Origin of the sequence: Lysinibacillus sp. OF-1, from assembly GCF_028356935.1 — a bacterium.
GTDB classification, from domain to species: Bacteria; Bacillota; Bacilli; order Bacillales_A; family Planococcaceae; genus Lysinibacillus; species Lysinibacillus fusiformis_D.
On the sequence record NZ_CP102798.1, the window covers coordinates 2857111 to 2874121 of the forward strand.

Annotated in this window: 16 protein-coding genes and 3 pseudogenes; 1 reads left to right on the top strand and 18 read right to left on the bottom strand. The window is 37.4% G+C overall.

Going from position 1 to position 17011, the window contains the following annotated elements; genetic code table 11:
* From NV349_RS13865 to NV349_RS13895, 7 genes are all read right to left on the bottom strand, one after another.
* Positions 1-378 (bottom strand): hypothetical protein, encoded by a 378-nt coding sequence (locus NV349_RS13865; protein WP_036116820.1) that lies wholly within the window; start codon positions 376-378, stop codon positions 1-3.
* 5 nt (positions 379-383) lie between these two features.
* Complete coding sequence (locus NV349_RS13870; RefSeq protein ID WP_012295089.1) at positions 384-593, bottom strand: hypothetical protein; 210 nt, start codon at positions 591-593, stop codon at positions 384-386.
* 89 nt (positions 594-682) lie between these two features.
* Positions 683-1687: an NAD(P)H-dependent flavin oxidoreductase gene (locus NV349_RS13875; protein WP_036116814.1), complete on the bottom strand. Its 1005-nt coding sequence runs from the start codon at positions 1685-1687 to the stop codon at positions 683-685.
* Positions 1688-1890: 203 nt separating this feature from the next.
* Positions 1891-2448 carry an elongation factor P gene (gene efp / locus NV349_RS13880; protein WP_036116812.1) on the bottom strand — a complete coding sequence of 186 codons (558 nt, stop codon included), beginning with the start codon at positions 2446-2448 and terminating at the stop codon, positions 1891-1893.
* A 17-nt stretch (positions 2449-2465) separates the two neighbouring features.
* A complete protein-coding gene (locus tag NV349_RS13885) occupies positions 2466-3527 on the bottom strand; it encodes a M24 family metallopeptidase (protein WP_271910258.1) in 1062 nt (353 codons plus the stop codon).
* Positions 3528-3529: 2 nt separating this feature from the next.
* Positions 3530-3964 (bottom strand): type II 3-dehydroquinate dehydratase, encoded by a 435-nt coding sequence (aroQ, locus tag NV349_RS13890; RefSeq protein ID WP_036116808.1) that lies wholly within the window; start codon positions 3962-3964, stop codon positions 3530-3532.
* A gap of 122 nt (positions 3965-4086) precedes the next feature.
* The gene (locus tag NV349_RS13895; RefSeq protein ID WP_230593729.1) at positions 4087-4515 is read right to left on the bottom strand and encodes a hypothetical protein; all 429 of its coding nucleotides are present in this window, start codon (positions 4513-4515) and stop codon (positions 4087-4089) included.
* A gap of 108 nt (positions 4516-4623) precedes the next feature.
* Between NV349_RS13895 and NV349_RS13900 the strand changes: the two genes are divergently transcribed.
* Complete coding sequence (locus NV349_RS13900) at positions 4624-5595, top strand: DUF1385 domain-containing protein (RefSeq protein WP_051891552.1); 972 nt, start codon at positions 4624-4626, stop codon at positions 5593-5595.
* 52 nt (positions 5596-5647) lie between these two features.
* Here the strand turns inward: NV349_RS13900 and NV349_RS13905 are convergent, their stop codons facing one another.
* From NV349_RS13905 to NV349_RS13955, 11 genes and pseudogenes are all read right to left on the bottom strand, one after another.
* A complete protein-coding gene (locus NV349_RS13905; RefSeq protein WP_036116802.1) occupies positions 5648-6118 on the bottom strand; it encodes a hypothetical protein in 471 nt (156 codons plus the stop codon).
* Positions 6118-6324 carry a helix-turn-helix transcriptional regulator gene (locus NV349_RS13910; RefSeq protein ID WP_271910260.1) on the bottom strand — a complete coding sequence of 69 codons (207 nt, stop codon included), beginning with the start codon at positions 6322-6324 and terminating at the stop codon, positions 6118-6120. Before NV349_RS13910 ends, NV349_RS13905 begins: the two co-directional genes overlap by 1 nt.
* Positions 6325-6704: 380 nt before the next feature.
* The gene (locus NV349_RS13915; RefSeq protein WP_271910262.1) at positions 6705-7643 is read right to left on the bottom strand and encodes an alpha/beta hydrolase fold domain-containing protein; all 939 of its coding nucleotides are present in this window, start codon (positions 7641-7643) and stop codon (positions 6705-6707) included.
* Positions 7644-7972: 329 nt separating this feature from the next.
* On the bottom strand, positions 7973-9529 hold the full coding sequence (locus NV349_RS13920) for an esterase/lipase family protein (protein WP_271910264.1): 1557 nt from the start codon (positions 9527-9529) through the stop codon (positions 7973-7975).
* A 664-nt stretch (positions 9530-10193) separates the two neighbouring features.
* Positions 10194-11141, bottom strand: a complete 948-nt coding sequence (trhO, locus tag NV349_RS13925) for an oxygen-dependent tRNA uridine(34) hydroxylase TrhO (protein ID WP_271910265.1) — start codon at positions 11139-11141, stop codon at positions 10194-10196.
* A gap of 302 nt (positions 11142-11443) precedes the next feature.
* Positions 11444-11716 carry a hypothetical protein gene (locus NV349_RS13930; protein ID WP_271910266.1) on the bottom strand — a complete coding sequence of 91 codons (273 nt, stop codon included), beginning with the start codon at positions 11714-11716 and terminating at the stop codon, positions 11444-11446.
* A gap of 371 nt (positions 11717-12087) precedes the next feature.
* Positions 12088-13215: pseudogene (locus tag NV349_RS13935) on the bottom strand (vitamin B12-dependent ribonucleotide reductase); the annotation flags it as partial.
* Positions 13216-13276: 61 nt separating this feature from the next.
* Positions 13277-13711 carry a hypothetical protein gene (locus NV349_RS13940; RefSeq protein ID WP_271910268.1) on the bottom strand — a complete coding sequence of 145 codons (435 nt, stop codon included), beginning with the start codon at positions 13709-13711 and terminating at the stop codon, positions 13277-13279.
* Positions 13712-14308: 597 nt separating this feature from the next.
* A pseudogene (locus tag NV349_RS13945) lies at positions 14309-14983 on the bottom strand (ribonucleoside-diphosphate reductase); the annotation flags it as partial.
* Positions 14984-15190: 207 nt separating this feature from the next.
* Entirely contained in the window at positions 15191-16072 is an 882-nt protein-coding gene (locus tag NV349_RS13950; protein WP_101967013.1) for an endonuclease domain-containing protein, read from the bottom strand.
* Between the two features lie 93 nt (positions 16073-16165).
* Positions 16166-16963: pseudogene (locus tag NV349_RS13955) on the bottom strand (ribonucleotide reductase N-terminal alpha domain-containing protein); the annotation flags it as partial.
* Between the last annotated feature and the right edge of the window lie 48 nt (positions 16964-17011).

Genomic DNA, 17011 nt, shown 5'->3' on the forward strand with positions numbered 1-17011 from the left:
TTAGTTTAGCCTTTTTAAAATGGCCGACACCTCCTGTAAAACAGCCAAAAATTCTTTGAACCAATACAACAAAATCACGATTTTTACTGCAGCAAAAACGATGTTCCCGAGCACCTTATAATTATGTTCTGCCAGCAGTAAAGACATCCACTGCCCGACATAGAACATACTTGCACTGATTAAAATAGCTTTCGCATAAGGTAAAAAGGCAAGTGTTTCTAACAGCTGTTTGACGAAAGGCATTAAAAGTGTCGAGAACAACATGCCAAAAAGCAAGAACGAAAACATCACACTTATTAGCGCATGGAGTGGCTGTATAACTTCTTTTATCAGCAATAATAAAAGCAGCATGACAACAGCAACAATCACAATTTCCATTTACATTACCCGGAAGATGTAAGCCATTGGAAGAATGTTAAAATCTCATTAAAAAATAGACGTAAAAATCGAAGTAATTCTGCTGTCATATATAAGTAGGCAATGAAAAAGAGGAAAAATGAAAACTCCTTCTTCCCTGTTTGATCAAAGAAAACATGAAGAAGCGCAACGACTAGTCCCACTCCAGCAACTCTTAATACGTCTTGTAATTCCATTCCTACGCCCCCTCGTGTACAGCAATATATGTCGCTCTACCAAAAAAAAGACCTCTATACATATGTATAGAGATCTTTATTGATAAAATTTATAGAAGCTTTTCTACAATGCTTCTGACAGTGCCAGTTTGCTGTACGAGATAACTCTTTTCGCCCATCCACATCGATAAATATTCCGCATTACCTTGCTCGGCACTTTCTTTACGAATGGTAGTCGTTAAATAGTTTTGTAATGGATAAGGAGCTACTATCGCATCTTTCATACGTTTTGTAAAATCATTCATTAAGCCTCTTGCTGGTTTACCCGTAAAGGCGAGCGTAATCGTTGTTTGCTGTTCTTTCGAAGCTAACACAGCATTTTTATAAAGTGGCGAAATTTCGCATTCATCTGCCACTAGTAACGCTGTACCAATTTGAACAGCCTGTGCCCCGCCCTTTAACGCCCTTTGAATATCCTCTTTCGTCACAAGTCCACCTGCTGCGATAATAGGAATCGCAATTTGTCCAGCTACTTGTTGTAGTAAATCATATAACGGTATTAATTGCAGTGGGGCCGAAAAGGAGCCTCGATGACCGCCAGCCTCTCCTCCTTGTAGTACAACTGCATCCATTCCTGCTTGTTCTACTAGTATAGCTTCCTCTACTGTCGTAGCGGTACCAACCGTATAAATACCATTGTCTTTTAATTGCTGCAGAACCTCTGGAGAGGGCAACCCAAATGTAAATGAACAAATTGCTACCTGTTCCTCGATCACCGCCTGAATTTGACCTGCAAACACTTCCTTCGAAACAACACTTTGTACAGGTGATAATCCTAGTTCATCGTAAAAAGGTTGTAGTGCCATACGGGCTTGTTGTAAAACCTCGATATCAATTTTTGGTTCTTCTTGAACAAACAGATTGACCGCAAAGGGCTTTGCTGTTAACTTCTTTACTTCCTGAATAAATTGCTTTGTTTGTGCACCATCTAAGTAGCCCGCTCCTATTGAGCCTAATAGCCCAGCCTCAGCGCAAGCCGCCACAAATTTTGGGGATGTCACGCCTGCCATTGGTGCTTGAATAATGGGATATGTCATATCAAATGTTTGTAGCATACCTTTCACTCCTTACGATTATTGTAAACAATTCTCCCAGCAATGACCATCTATCTGATGATAGAATCTTGATGGACTCTTAGTAAAAAAGAGTACGTGCTTCTATCTATTATCACATTAAATGAAATGTTTGGTAGGATATGTATAAGAAAAAAATAAAAACCTACCCTTTTTTTAAAGAGTAGGTTGGCTATTATTAATTATTAAGCACGAGAAACGTAAGAGCCTTCTTCTGTGTTAACGATTAAAACATCACCTTGGTTAACGAAGAAAGGTACTTGTACGATTAGACCTGTTTCAAGTGTAGCAGGTTTTGTACCGCCTGAAGCTGTATCTCCTTTGATCCCTGGTTCTGTTTCTGTAACTTCTAATTGAACAGTATTTGGTAATTCAATACCTAACATTTCACCTTGGTAAGATTGAATATGCACTTCCATATTTTCTTTTAGGAATTTTAATTCATATTCAATAGCAGCTGAAGCAAGTTCAGTTTGCTCGTAAGATTCTAAGTCCATGAATACATGCTCGTCGCCTTGTGCATATAGGTATTGCATTTTACGGTTATCAATTTGTGCTTTCTCTACTTTTTCACCAGCACGGAATGTTTTTTCATTCACTGAGCCGTTACGTAGGTTACGTAATTTAGAACGCACGAACGCAGCACCTTTACCTGGTTTAACGTGTTGGAAATCTAACACGCGGTATAATTGGCCATCAACAATAATTGTTAGACCTGTACGGAAATCGTTTACTGAAATCATTTGTGTTCCTCCAAAGTTTATAAAATAATGAGTTCTTTTGACGAATGTGTTAGTAGTTCATTACCCGTTTCAGTGATTAAAATATCATCCTCGATACGGACACCACCGATTCCTGGTAAGTAAACACCAGGTTCAATCGTCACGGCCATACCTGGCTCTAGCACTGTCTCTGAACGCATCGATAAGCCAGGGCCTTCATGTACTTCAAGACCAATACCATGTCCTAAAGAATGACCAAATGCGTCGCCATATCCTTTTTCTTTTAAGTAGTCACGTGCAATCGCATCCGCTTGAATACCTGTTAATCCAGGACCCACTTTTTCAAGTGCTAACAGTTGAGAAGCAAGGACTGCATTGTACATATCTACTAATTTTTCAGATGGTTCTCCAACAGCCACAGTACGTGTGATATCCGAAATATAGCCATTATATAGCGCACCAAAGTCTAAAGTAACAAAGTCGCCTTTTTCAATCACTTTATTCGTTGCAACGCCATGTGGTAATGCTGAACGAAGACCAGACGCAACAATTATGTCAAATGAAGACTGAGTTGCTCCTTGTTTACGCATGAAAAATTCTAATTCATTCGAAACCTCAAGCTCTGTTTTACCAGGCTTGATGAAGCCTAAAATATGTGTAAATGCGTGATCTGCAATTTCACACGCAGCCTTAATAATATTAATCTCTTGTTCCGTCTTAATCAAGCGAATTTTTTCAATTAGCCCAGAAATCGGCACTAAATCTGCTTGAATGTTTGATTTATACAGTTCATATGTGCCATAACTTACAGTATCTCTCTCAAAGCCCAATAATTTGATGCCCATATTGCTTACTTGTGTAGCAATTTCTTCAATGATTGTTGCTTCATGTTTGACAATGCGGAAGTCCTGAATTTGTGCAGCAGCCTGCTCTGTATAACGGAAATCTGTAATAAACACAGCATCATTTTGAGACACAATTGCTACGCCTGCTGTCCCTGTAAAACCAGTCATATAACGTCGGTTATACCCATTTGTGATTAAAATGCCATCGATGCTTTGTTCTTGAAGTGCTTTACGTAGCTTTTGTAATTTCAACATAATCAATTCTCCCTCTCGATAAATGTACGTAGTGCCAGTTCATAGCCTTTCGTACCTAGTCCACAAATTTGACCAAGGCAGGCCGGAGCAAGATAAGAATGATGACGGAAAGCCTCACGTTTGTGGATATTGGAAATATGTACTTCGATAACCGGCACAGAAATTCCTGCAATCGCATCATGTAACGCGATGCTCGTATGGGTATACGCACCGGGATTAAAGATAATACCATCATATTTTTCGTCCTCTGCTTCATGCACCCAATCTACTAGTACCCCTTCGTGATTGGATTGACGAAATTCAACCGTAGCACCTAAAGAAGCCGCAAGATTTCGAACATTTTCTCTAACATCATCCAATGTTTCATATCCATAAATATGTGGCTCTCGTTTGCCAAGTCGATTTAAGTTCGGTCCATTCAAACATAATAACTTCACGCTTCTATTCGCCTCTTTCTATGTACTTGCCATTTATTTTATCATACACCGTGCATTCAGCAACTAATTTCAATTGATGGTTTCATAAATATCCCCTCAAACAAAGGGGATATTTTGTACCATTAACTGCCTTTTTGTGCTGTATGCTCCTTCTGATGAAAATTGGCCGTTTCCAACAAGAAACGTAATAGACAGACAACAATCACTATAAATGGAATGGACAGTTTTTTAAAGGACGTCAGTTGTAATGGTAGATCTAAAGCAATCCACTCCAATGTAATAGTCACAAGAAGACCTAGCAGCAGTGATGAAAAGAAAGCTGGAATGATATAGACATAGCGCATGGTCATATATAAAAATAAGCCGATGATAAACAGCAGAAAGATAAAGAAGGTCCATTGAAATAATTTAGAGCTATCTTCAAACCAATTCCACTTTTTATAAAACCCAATCGGATGCCATTTAATAAGATGGAAATAATGTAAACCCTTTAAGCACAGCGCTAAAACAAGCGCATTTACAAGTGCGGTAATCGTCGCTACTTTCATCATCTAACCTCCTTTTTGCACACTAATGTTTTCCTGAAATGTACGATTAGTGTAGCCATATAGAAAATTTACTATGCGTAACTGTAGAGGTTTTTCACTAAATTTAGTACAATGGTACAGTTGAAATATATAAAGAGAGTGGTGTTAGCCTTGAGCAATTCACCTGTATACGGGGGACAAGCACAATTAGAAGGTGTGATGTTCGGAGGAAAGGAACATACTGTTACAGCCATTCGTCGTAACGATGATTCCATTGATTATTATCATTTTAAAAAAGTTCAAAAGCCTATTTTACAAAAGCTCAAAAAAATTCCATTTGTACGAGGCGTTGTAGCGCTCATTGAGTCGGCTGGCTTAGGCTCTCGTCACATGCAATTTGCAGGGGATCGTTATGATGTGACACCTGGCGAAGAAGAAGATCATAAAGAAGAAGGTTCCAAACTTCAGATGATACTTGGAGTTGCTGTAGTAGGTATTCTTTCCTTTTTATTCGGAAAATTTGCCTTTACATTAATTCCTGTTTTTATAGCAGATTTTTTCTCAAAATGGATTGAAGGGAAAACGGGACAAATTCTACTAGAGAGTGGTATTAAACTCCTTTTACTGCTAGCCTACTTATACTTTATCTCATTAACCCCTCTGATTAAGCGAGTATTTCAGTATCATGGTGCCGAGCATAAAGTCATTAACTGTTATGAGGCTGGCTTAGACATCACAGTAAAAAACGTTCAAGCTCAATCACGTCTGCACTATCGTTGTGGCAGTAGCTTCATTCTGTTCACAGTGTTTGTCGGCATGTTTTTATATTTCTTTGTACCAACTGACCCACTGTGGCTTCGTATTTTAGATCGGATTCTATTAATTCCTGTTGTACTCGGTATTTCATTTGAAGTATTACAAGCGACAAATGCTTGCCGCAATATCCCAGTGTTGCGTTTCCTTGGCTACCCTGGCTTATGGCTTCAATTACTGACAACTCGTGAACCAAAGGACGATCAAGTAGAAGTAGCAATTGCTTCCTTTAATATGCTACGTCAAGTAGAGCAGCAACCTGAAATTGCTGCAACATTGAACCATGAATAATAGAACAGGCAGTCCCAACAAGTGTTGAGGCTGCCTGTTTTATATTATTGCTCTATTTAGTATAAATAAGTGCAGTAAACAGCCCTATTAAATTTGGTAAGATACTGAAAACTAAAAACAGCCAATTATTCGTCATGATGGAGATGCTTGTAAAAATAAGAATGGACGCAGCAATAATACCTATGCCCAGCTTCACTCGAGAAAGCTGAAACGGGATGGGACTAAACATGTTGATGGTCAAAACTCCCCCAATTATCCCCCAACTCCCTAAGTGCACTAAAAGAATACTACCTAAAACCATTGCTGCATTCAATTCAATGCCAAATACAATGAGTGTAAAGAAAATATAAATCGCCGCTAATGTCACATACCACGAATAGGATTTCGCTTTTTGCCAAATATAGTCGTGTAGCTCATCTAAACCTCTGTTTTTCTTCGCCTTACTCCGTCCTAACCACCAGCCTAAAATTCCACAAGTCATTCCTCCATACAACCCGATGATTCCCCCGATAGAAATCTCCATCACTCCATCCCCTCCTCTTCGAATATAAACACTTCTTCAATTGTGCAATTGAAAGCTTTTGAAATATTGTAGGCGAGTTCTAAAGATGGATTGAATTTCTCCGATTCAATTGCAATGATTGATTGTCGCGAGACGCCAACTACTTTAGACAACTCCTCCTGCGTAATCTTTTTCGATTTCCGAAATTCACGAATTCTATTTTTCATAAAGCCTCCTCGTTAAATGTAAAGTAAACTGTACATTTTTTTAATAAGTAAAGTTTACTTTACACCATTTCATATGTCAAGTTGACTTTACAATTTAGTTTTCGTTTAAACAATACAGGAATTCTTATGAAGAACGATCAGGAGACATAGTGAGGGCTATAATTAGAAAAGACACCACACGCTAATTTTGAAAAATGTAGTCAGTTTGTGAAGAAAAGCATCCACCTCCATTTAATAGTTCCACCTCTATCGTATCTATCTGCACTGTGAAATAAAGTTAAATTCCAAAATAAGGAATATAAAAAGCGTGTTTTGAATGATAATCAAAACACGCTTTTTTATAGGATTCTTCCGCACCTATTCCTTTAGTGTTAACTCGCCTATTTCAACACTCTACTATGAATTATATTTATAATTTTCTGTTGAGCATCTAGAGCTTCAGGGATAGGCATCACAACAAACACATGATTCATTTGAGGATAAACAAAGGTAGTGATGTCAATGCCTTGTTCGGTTAGTTGTTCATCAAATTTTATGGCATCTGGATATAAACTTTCATGTGTTCCAATAAAATGAGTAATCTTCCCAAGTCCTTGAAAATCACCGTAAATAGGACTAATCAATGGGTCCTTTAGATCTTTATCAGCAGCCCATATCTTTGTAATGACTTCCATTCCTTCACTAGCTAACATTGGGTCCTTTTCTTCATATTCAAGTATCTGAGGATTTTCTAAACTCATATCAACACATGCTGATAGTAAAATAATATCTTGGGGTTGAGGTAGATGGTTCTGCTTCAAAAGTTGGACCAGACCAAGTGCTATATTTCCACCTGCCGAATCTCCGATAATGGTCAATTGATTAGAACTTTCAACCGTTTTTAAAATTTCTTTATAGAAATTGAGCATTTTTTGGAAGGTGTCATGATGGTTAAAATGAGGTACTTTCGGATAAATGGGCGCAATAACTTTTGCATTTAACGATTGTGCCATCTTATCCATGAATAACCAATGTAAACTTAAAGGCTGATTCGTCCAAGCACCACCATGTATATAGAGAATAACTTTTTGCTTCAAGGACTTTTGGTCATTTAAAGTGAAGACCTGCATAGCCTCAAAGGTTTGCTCCTCCATATCACTTATAAATTGAACATCTTCCCCTATAACATAAAGCTGACTATTTTCAGTTCCCCTCTGCTCAATAAACTGTTTAGCATTTTCAATACTAGAAAAACTCTTTTTATTACTTTGCGCAAATAGCCATTTTTCAAATTGAACACTTTCTTCAGAACGATCTCCGCTAAAAATTTCTACAGTCATTTTTTTCTCCCCTTTAAGTTTCATCACGCACATAGATTGATAAGAGCCATGTATCAGAAGCTTTCACACGTACTATAATCTATACCGTATCATAGAGACAAACCTGCATCCGTTAAATAAAATATTTTTTTCGTACTCTATGTTAATTCCACAGTATGTCGTATACTCCTTCAACATCCATCGTATTTAAATGAAAATAAAAAATACCATGCTGATTGCCAACATGGTATTTTCATCTTTATTTAAACAAGTAACTCATTAATAACTTTTTAACTGTCTGATTATCAATTTGGCATCCAGCCGTTGCTAAAGATATGTTTTCAAGTTTTTTATTTTATATACTTAGAACGAACAACAGTCCTTTTGTATGGCTCACCTTGTAACGTTTCACCTGAAATATTTAAAGTTATATTATATACACCTGACTTTTTATTTTCTGGAAAATTCACCATAAAGTTTTGCTGATTAACCTTTTGCGTCTGTAGAGAAGAAGCAATATCTTTCCCTGTTGGATCCAGTACTCGTACATCGAAGGTAAGTTTTTGTAATTGGTCATTAGCTTGCATTGTCACGATATTATTCGTTTCTAATGATACTGTTGGAATACTTACCTTAATCAAAGATGGGCCCCCATGTTGAACTGCCAGTAAAAACGCATTATCTTCTGCCTGCGTGCTTATATTTATCTTCCATTCCCCAATCTCAGAAATAACCCCAGTAAATGTATGAGGTACTACGCCATTAAAGAAGGAGGCTTCATCCAATGATTGGATTGTTTGGTTGGTATATTTTTTTTCTGAAGGAGATACTAACTCTATCTTATCGCTAGTTAACCCTGTCCATAATTTAACATTATCGAGCGCAGTATCCACATAAAAAGAATGTGTCACATCATTTGACGATTGTAACTTCCCTCCGTAAAAATAATGAGAAACATCCAACTCTTGAAACATATCAGATTGAGAAAAGTATTCTTGGTTCATCATGATACGATCTGTAGAAGCAGACTGTAGATACTGTTCCAATCTTGAAAATACCGCAGATCCCATTCGAATATTGTCATGGTCAAGTGAGGGATCGGTAAATAAATGTGTTCCGTAAGATAATTTAGTGCTTGCCTCTTTGACTAATCCATCATTTGGATCGGAAAGATATAGACCACCCATCCAGAGTGCCGATAGAAATGGTCCTGTATTAGTACCAGCCATTGTATAATAGTTGTTCTTGCTAACATTGGGGTGATTGTCTATTAGTGAGCGAAAATATTCCATTTCCCCAACTTGAAGTGAATAAGTTCCATCATCTTTTTCACCGAGTAATGTAGCTAGCCAACCTGCCCACCAGCTATATGCAAGATCAGCTAACTCTGATCCATAATGAGGGGATCCTAAAGTAAACACCCTCCCAACGTACGGATGAGCATTATGAAGAACTAATGCTGCTTGGGTATCAGGCCCACCCTTGCTATGGGCAATTATATTTAATTTTTTTCCGTGAAAATGTTGATTGATTTCTTTTAACATAGAGGCTAATAATTTTCCATTATCGTATTGACTATAAGAACCTTTACCTGCCGAATCGTATAATTGAACAAATACCGTTTGATACCCTGCTTCATAAGCTTTTGTATACATATCATTAAGACCGTGATATTCTGTATTGCCATACCAACTTGTAGAGTTACCGTTTTTCCCTTGAACGAAAACAAGAGGTGGCTTATTCAAATCAACATTAGGTGGAGTATTTCCTAGAAACCACTCTCCAGGTGTAAAGCTTTCACCTGGTGGCTTCAATCCATAAGGTTCAATCGTGTTTGAGGCAAAAACATCTGGAGTAGAAAAAAGCATAATTGTAACCATTACTAATAAAGAAAGTATTTTTTTCAAATTGTTTTCCTCCTAATCATTATAGATCAAGTGCGTAAAGCTGTAGAAAAGCAATTTATAATTCTAAAAAACTGGTGTTGAATAACAGCTATTAATGCTAATTTTCAAGCAGCAACCAACTAACCCCACCTTCCCTTTATACTAATATTCTATAAAAAGGAAAAGACTTCCTTCTAATTTAGACAAAAAAATATCATTATCTTACTTCGGTTAAGCCTCACTTAGAGAAGCAGCGAGATAGATTGTGTTAGCAAATAAAATAGCATAGAGCGAAATGGCCAATATTCAACACCATATGTTCATATAAACGAACCTAAGTCCTTAATTCTCATTTATTAACACCCTCTTCTCGCGCAATATGATGGATGCTTTCTTGTCCATTTATATAACGTAGTACGGTTTTTATTTTCTTATTGATCATAAAAACACCCCATAAAAGCTAGATTTTGTGTCTAGCTTTTACGGGTCAGAAGGTACTAGATTGTATTATTTCAACATATATGTACCAGTTAATAATAAACCTCCATCAAAGAATAAACACCCTATGTAAGCAAGCAAACTAGTCCAATTTTGAAATGGCTAGTTTGAACACTTACATAGAGTGCTTTAGGTCCCTCTAAATAGTTGGTTGAGGTTATGGAAGCTATTTAATTTAGAAAGCTTTTCATACTAATTCTTGTAACGCCTCAATTGCTTGAGCTACTTGCTCTTCTGTTAAATTGTGACGCACGATGTAGCGGTTGCGCGCATGCTTTGTACATTCGATTGTACAGCCACCTAAATGCTTTGCTTCATTTTCTTCAGATGCAATGATTTGTTTGTTACATTCAGGGTTTGCACAGTTAATGTAACGTTCACAAGGTTCACCGTCATAGTGATCACGACCGATAATCACATGCTCTACTTGATTGATTGGCACCGTTAAACGCTCATCAAATACGTACATTTGACCGTCCCATAATTGGCCTTTCGCAACAGGGTCTTTTCCGTATGTTGCAACACCGCCATGTAATTGACCAACATCCCCAAAGCCTTCACGTTTCATCCAGCCCGAAAACTTCTCACAGCGAATCCCGCCCGTACAATAGGTTAAAACATTTTTCCCTTCGAACAGCTCGCGGTTTGCACGTACCCATTCCGGTGTATCACGGAAGTTTTGTACATCTGGTCGAATCGCGCCACGAAAATGGCCGACATCGTACTCATACGTGTTACGCACATCTAATACTACTGTATTGTCATCTTGCATTTCAGCAAGGAATTGTTCTGGTGACAGGTAGCGACCTGTTAATTCATGTGGGTTAACGTCTTCTTCTAAGCCTAAGTTTACTAACTCAGGTCGTGGGCGTACGTGCATTTTTTTGAATGTATGCTCTTCTACTGCATCAATTTTGAAGACTATACCTTCAAATAATGAGTCAGCTTGCATGTTTGCCATGTATTGCTCTGTCTGCTCAATCGTACCTGAAACAGTACCGTTAATGCCCTCGTTGGCTACTAAAATACGACCTTTTAAACCGATTTCTTTACACATTGCTAAGTGCGTTGCTGAAAACGCAGCTGGATCTTCAATCTTCGTGTAATGGTAATATAATAAAACTTGATAATTCATTGTTTTCCACCTATCATTTCAATATTTGCAGGATATTCCTGATAGTGTCTTTTACGACCTATTAACCATAAAGGATAATCATTTAATATGCTATCGGTAATTAGACTGAAATGGGCATAAATATTATTTTTAAAGAATTTGTGAATTGGTCAGTGGACTTTTTTTTATAAAAAAGTGTTATTCCACAATCTGGTCCTTAAATGGAAAAAGACACACTCCTTATGAAAGAAATGCACCTGTTAACGGAGGATTGTTAGCCAACTTCAGTACTAAATAACTGAGAAATTGAGTAATTCGTGCTTTTATTCAGGGAATCTCCAAATAAAATACATCGCGTATATACTCAAAATTATACCAAGTAAAAAGAATCCCGATTTTATGATATTTTCCTTTTTGAAGGAAATTTCACTGTATTCGGCATAGCTTAATATCATATAGAGAATGGCTGGTGTAAAGATGACTATTGCAACCCAATGTTGCTGAAAATTAACTCTTAACGCAGGGTTAAATACAGGCAAAAAGAATAATAAACCTAATAAAGCCCCTAAAGCATAGCCTTTTAAATATTTTTTCATCAAAGTTTGTCCTTTCTTATAGGAATTTTTTAATTGCCCCTTCAGAATCTAGATGCTTTGCTTCAAGCAATGTAGTAGAGCCTTTTTCTACTTAAACTAAACCACTCTTTCTATAGCAAGTAAAATTCGGCAGCTATAATTTGATAATTACTTTTCAATTTTGGGGATGAAAATGCTAAAGAGAAAATATGCACAAGCATTTCTCGATACTAATAAAAGGCCCTTTAACGGAAGAACCTTTTCACGATGAAAACACCCCTTTAGATATATGAATATCCAAAGGGGCGTAGCTTCGTAACATTTTTATAAATGTCGCGACTTTATTTTAAACTTTGTATCTGTTTGATAAACATCGTGACTGTAATTCAAATCTACAGACCACATTTTAACTGTGCACCACAGTTTGTACATGTATTACAGCCACCCATTTCTTCGACTGTTCCTTTACGACAAACAGGGCATGTATTCCCTACATCTGAGCCGATAACCGTTGTAGACTCTAATGCTTGAATTGTGTCTACTAATACGACTGGACGTTTTGTATGCTCTTCTACTAATTCTTCTTCAAATGATAATTGATCCATATCATTTTCTTCCGCTTTTAGTGTAAGAACTTGTGAATCACGGCTACCATCCACATAGACCGTGCCACCTTTAGCGCCACCTTTATATAGTCGCTCGTATACTTTTTCTACTTGCTGTACTGTATAGCCTTTTGGTGCATTCACTGTTTTAGAAATGGATGAATCAATCCATTTTTGAATAATACATTGAACATCGGCATGTGCTTCTGGTTTTAGCTCCATTGCTGTGACAAACCATTCAGGAAGCTCTTGCTCATTTACTTCAGGATGACGATCTAAATACTCTTTTACAATTTCAGCCTTGACCTCAATAAATTTACCTAAACGACCAGAACGGTAGTACGTAAAAGAGAAGTATGGTTCAAGACCTGTCGCTACGCCTACCATCGTTCCTGTCGAACCCGTTGGCGCAACAGTTAGTAAGTGCGAGTTACGAATACCAGTCGCTAGAATTTGTTCTTTGATGTGAGCAGGCATTTTTTGCATAAAGCCTGTCTCTGTAAAGGCTTTACGTAAACGAGCTGTTTCTTCGTCAGTAGCACCTACTAAGAATGGGAAGCTACCACGTTCCTTTGCAAGCTCTGTAGACGCCTCATAGGCTGTTTCCGCAATTGTTTTAAAGATTTCATCGACTAAAGCATTACCTGCTTCTGAACCGTATTCCTTTTCACAGTAAATAAGTAAGTCTGCTAAGCCCATAACCCCTAAACCAACACGACGCTCACCAAGGGCTTGTACACGGTTCTCTTCTAGGAAGTAAGGAGTCGCATCAATAACGTTATCCTGCATGCGAACACCCACACGAACTGTTTCACGTAGTGCTTCGTAATCAACTGATTGATTTTCTTTATTCGCAAACTGTGCAAGGTTCACAGCTGCTAAGTTACACACAGAGTATGGTGCAAGTGGTTGTTCCAATAATTGTTATCCTAAAGGCTTTTTATCCTTTAGTTCTTACAGTTCAATTCCTGCAAGTTCAGCATACATTTTCATTACACATTTTTTTCATAAACCTTAGTAATTCTTTTCTTCCTCTATCTTCACCAAAGACTGCTTTTGAAATTACTCTAAAATCTTTAACACCAAATTCTTGATAAATTTGCTCAATTAAAGGATTGAGCGTTGATTTTATCTTATTCAAGGGTGTTGTAGTTATTAATTCAGTATGGTCGATTGCCCATTGTATGACAGTTTGTTTGATTTCTGGATGTATACTTGCTCGATTTTCAACATAAACTTGTGTGTCGATTTTTATATTTGAATTTCCAGCGCACACTTGAGTACAAAACAATTTGGATGAAGTAACAATACCTTCAAATTCGCGCCCACAACTTTTGCAAATTCTTTGCTCTCTGGGCTTCTTATGCTTACCTTTTTGTACCAAGCCAGATTTTCTTAAACCTTCAATCATTCTGGCTTTTGCTGGACTACTGGATTCCCACAACTTGTTAATATGCTGACCAATTCTTCTTTTTGTTTGGTCAGTATGTTTTTGATTGAAATGTCCATTATATTTACCATATACAGCTTTGTTATTGTTGTGTTATTCGACTCTATCCATTCTGTAATTGTTGATGTGAGTGAAAATGGAACAAGTTTATACATATCGAGCAATTCTTCATAAGAAATCAATTCGCAATCAATACCATAAGTTGTTTTAATAACATTTAGAGCCTTTAGAGCTTTCTCTTTTGCCTCATTATCGCGAGACTTAAATCTCTACAATCTTTATAAGATTGCCGGCATCGTTATAAAGGAAAAAATCAGGTTTATAAAATTTGTATCCTATATTAAATACTCTATCCTCATAGCCCCAAGAATTACATTAGGCAATTTTGAATTTTTATGAATGTGTAATGTTGCGGTCTCGTGCCCGGGTTATAGTCTACTAAGTAGGATCACCGGGTATGCGTTGCCCCTGACTAAAGCTTTACCATTAGCCTTCGGTTCGGATTAGCATCTCAGCCTTCCCGCTTTATCCCGCAATTTTTAACGTGAGGCGAAGTCCACCACACGGATTTGTCGCTACAACACTTTGACCATATGCCTTTGCATTTGTCATATCATTCGCGTTGTCGATGAAGAAAATACCTGGCTCTGCTGAGTATGTTGCACATACGTTTATTAAATTCCATAATTCTTTTGCTTTCATTGTACGGTATGTGCGGACTTTATAGCCCATTTTTTCCCATTCGCGAACATCGCCCACTTCATGCCATTTCGTATTGTACACGTTCATTTCTTCTTTTGTATATTCTTCCACAGCTGGGAAACGAAGCTCAAAGTCAGCGTCCTTTTCTACTGCTTCCATAAATTCCTTCGTTAATGTCACGGAAATGTTGGCACCTGTTAAAAACTCTGGGTTATGAACTGTGTATGTGCCACCATCACGTAATTTATTTTCAGCCTCACGAATGATCGCTGTATCGAATCCACCTAAGCCTTCAATGTTTTTGTAGTTCACGATGCCTTGATACATCGCTTCTTCTTGCATAGAAAGTGGCTTGAAGTTTAATTTTTCTTTTGCTAGACGAATGATTGTTTCATCCGTTGTATTTTCGATCAGGTAACGCAGAATACGTGGATTTTGCATTTTAGAAATAATAAATTCCACAATATCTGGATGCCAATCTGCTAGCATAATCATTTGTGCCGATTTCTTACGCGGGTTCGCTACACCCACTCTCTATGTCACCATAGAAGTTGAGACCATATCTTACATCCAATTAGATGCCCTCGCACTTCGGAGTGGCTTCACTCCTACTCTACTCACTTCCGCTAACTTAGCGTGCTTTCGATGGTCGTTGAACCTTCCCCTTTAAAAGGAGCTTGGCTGCTGATTGTCTTTATCCCACTGCTATTTTCAAGCATTCACGTTTACCGTTTCCGATTACGTTGTAGCTAGCAGTGCATTTATAATGCGTTTTTTAACATTTTCAAAATCATTTTTTATCTCATCTTCCCAAAAACGGAGTAAAGTGTATCCATTAGCTGCTGCAATTTGATTTTTTTCGATATCCCTAGCTTTTATTCTCTTTTGTACCTCATAAAAAGAGGAATAAAATTTTGGATTCCCATGCCAAAAATCACCATCACATTCAATTAGAATATTTGTCCCAACTAGTAAGAAATCAAATTGTGCACCTTCAAATATAAAGGAATATTTGTAGGTGATTGATTGTTCAACTAAGAAATTCTCTAAAGCTGTTTCAATACTAGTTTTTCTAAACGTTTCCCTCTCTATTTGCTTTAATGCAGCTTGTCGAATCTTTTCAATGGTTTCTTTACTATAAACCCCTGTCTTACCGCTATTCCATGAAGGCGTTCCATTTATTTTTCTAGTTTCAGCTGTTTTTGAAATGATATTTTTAAAATGAAACTTTTTTTGTTCATTTGGCATGTCATTATGCCACTTACCTGTATTTTGTGATCGAAGTCTACTCGCATACTCTTTACTACAAGTTTTAGTCTGCCGATGTTTTTCATCGAATAGTTTTCCACAAATTACACAAGTTAAAGGCCCACCTTTTCCTCGACAGCTTCTACTACAAAATTGATTTGGAATACCTCGCCTCAGTTTAACCTTTTTATTACATAAAATATATTGGCAGATCACCATTTCTATTGGATAAAAATAAGATATTAAATAATTATCTAATGTTAAGTTATGCTCATTTTTCAAATGAGACGTAAACCATCCTTGTTTATTATGATTTATTGTAAAGCCACATATTAAACAAGTTTGTGGTTGTATCGCATCATAAACATCCATATTTCCCACCTCGATTAAAGTGACAATATTTCCGTTAAAGAGTTCCCAGCAATTCACGAGGTTTGTTTACGCAGAAGCACCTAGATTATGCTTACCTCTGCGGCTACCACCTTGTTCGACAAGATGAGTCAGCTTCGCAATATCATCTAACCATGAGACAGAACCAGATGATTTACCATTTACACCACGTGCTAACGTGTTGCGTGGACGTAATGTTGAACCATTTGTTCCTACACCACCACCACGACTCATAATTTCCATTACTTGCTTACGGTGATCACTGATGCCTTCACGTGAATCTGCGACAAACGGCATTACGTAACAGTTAAAGAAGGTTACATCTGTTTCAGATCCAGCTCCATAAATGACACGTCCTGCTGGAATAAATTTCAATGAAACTAATTGCTTATAAAACTTCTCAAACCACTCTTGGCGTTTCTCTGGAGTTTTTTCAACAGCGGCAAGGCCTGTTGCATTTCGTTTTGCGATTTGTTCATAAAAAATTTCAAGAGGCTTTTCTAGCACGTCAATTGAACGCGTAATTACACCCGTTTCTTGCTCTTGCGGATCGTCTAATGCACTGCGGTAATCTTCCTCAATCAGAATATCTGCTGTTTTTGTAGACATGTCCAGCTTTTGAATTGTCCCTAAACCACGTGCAGGGAATTTTGGATCAGCTTTTACTGTTAAAACAACAAAGTCACCGGCTTTCAGTGTTTTCTTTTCTGTGTCTTTAAACGAGTAGCGATCGATCATAACAAGTCTAGATACGCCTTTATGCGTAATATGCATATCAGGCGTTACTGGGTGTACTTGTGGGAATTGTTCGATATCTTTGTTTAACTGTTCAAATTGATTGTTTACTTCGGGTTGATGATTTGTGATTACCATCGTTTTGCCTCCCTTGTTATCTTCATTACAAAATAAATACACAATATC

Excerpts from the sequence above, each read along its gene's own strand:
- NV349_RS13865 (WP_036116820.1), bottom strand. The coding sequence starts at position 378 with ATGGAAATTGTGATTGTTGCTGTTGTCATGCTGCTTTTATTATTGCTG.
- NV349_RS13870 (WP_012295089.1), bottom strand. The coding sequence starts at position 593 with ATGGAATTACAAGACGTATTAAGAGTTGCTGGAGTGGGACTAGTCGTT.
- NV349_RS13875 (WP_036116814.1), bottom strand. The coding sequence starts at position 1,687 with ATGCTACAAACATTTGATATGACATATCCCATTATTCAAGCACCAATG.
- efp (WP_036116812.1), bottom strand. The coding sequence starts at position 2,448 with ATGATTTCAGTAAACGATTTCCGTACAGGTCTAACAATTATTGTTGAT.
- NV349_RS13885 (WP_271910258.1), bottom strand. The coding sequence starts at position 3,527 with ATGTTGAAATTACAAAAGCTACGTAAAGCACTTCAAGAACAAAGCATC.
- NV349_RS13895 (WP_230593729.1), bottom strand. The coding sequence starts at position 4,515 with ATGATGAAAGTAGCGACGATTACCGCACTTGTAAATGCGCTTGTTTTA.
- NV349_RS13900 (WP_051891552.1), top strand. The coding sequence starts at position 4,624 with ATGGTACAGTTGAAATATATAAAGAGAGTGGTGTTAGCCTTGAGCAAT.
- NV349_RS13905 (WP_036116802.1), bottom strand. The coding sequence starts at position 6,118 with ATGGAGATTTCTATCGGGGGAATCATCGGGTTGTATGGAGGAATGACT.
- NV349_RS13910 (WP_271910260.1), bottom strand. The coding sequence starts at position 6,324 with ATGAAAAATAGAATTCGTGAATTTCGGAAATCGAAAAAGATTACGCAG.
- NV349_RS13915 (WP_271910262.1), bottom strand. The coding sequence starts at position 7,643 with ATGACTGTAGAAATTTTTAGCGGAGATCGTTCTGAAGAAAGTGTTCAA.
- trhO (WP_271910265.1), bottom strand. The coding sequence starts at position 11,141 with ATGAATTATCAAGTTTTATTATATTACCATTACACGAAGATTGAAGAT.
- NV349_RS13930 (WP_271910266.1), bottom strand. The coding sequence starts at position 11,716 with ATGAAAAAATATTTAAAAGGCTATGCTTTAGGGGCTTTATTAGGTTTA.
- NV349_RS13940 (WP_271910268.1), bottom strand. The coding sequence starts at position 13,711 with ATGATTGAAGGTTTAAGAAAATCTGGCTTGGTACAAAAAGGTAAGCAT.
- NV349_RS13950 (WP_101967013.1), bottom strand. The coding sequence starts at position 16,072 with ATGGATGTTTATGATGCGATACAACCACAAACTTGTTTAATATGTGGC.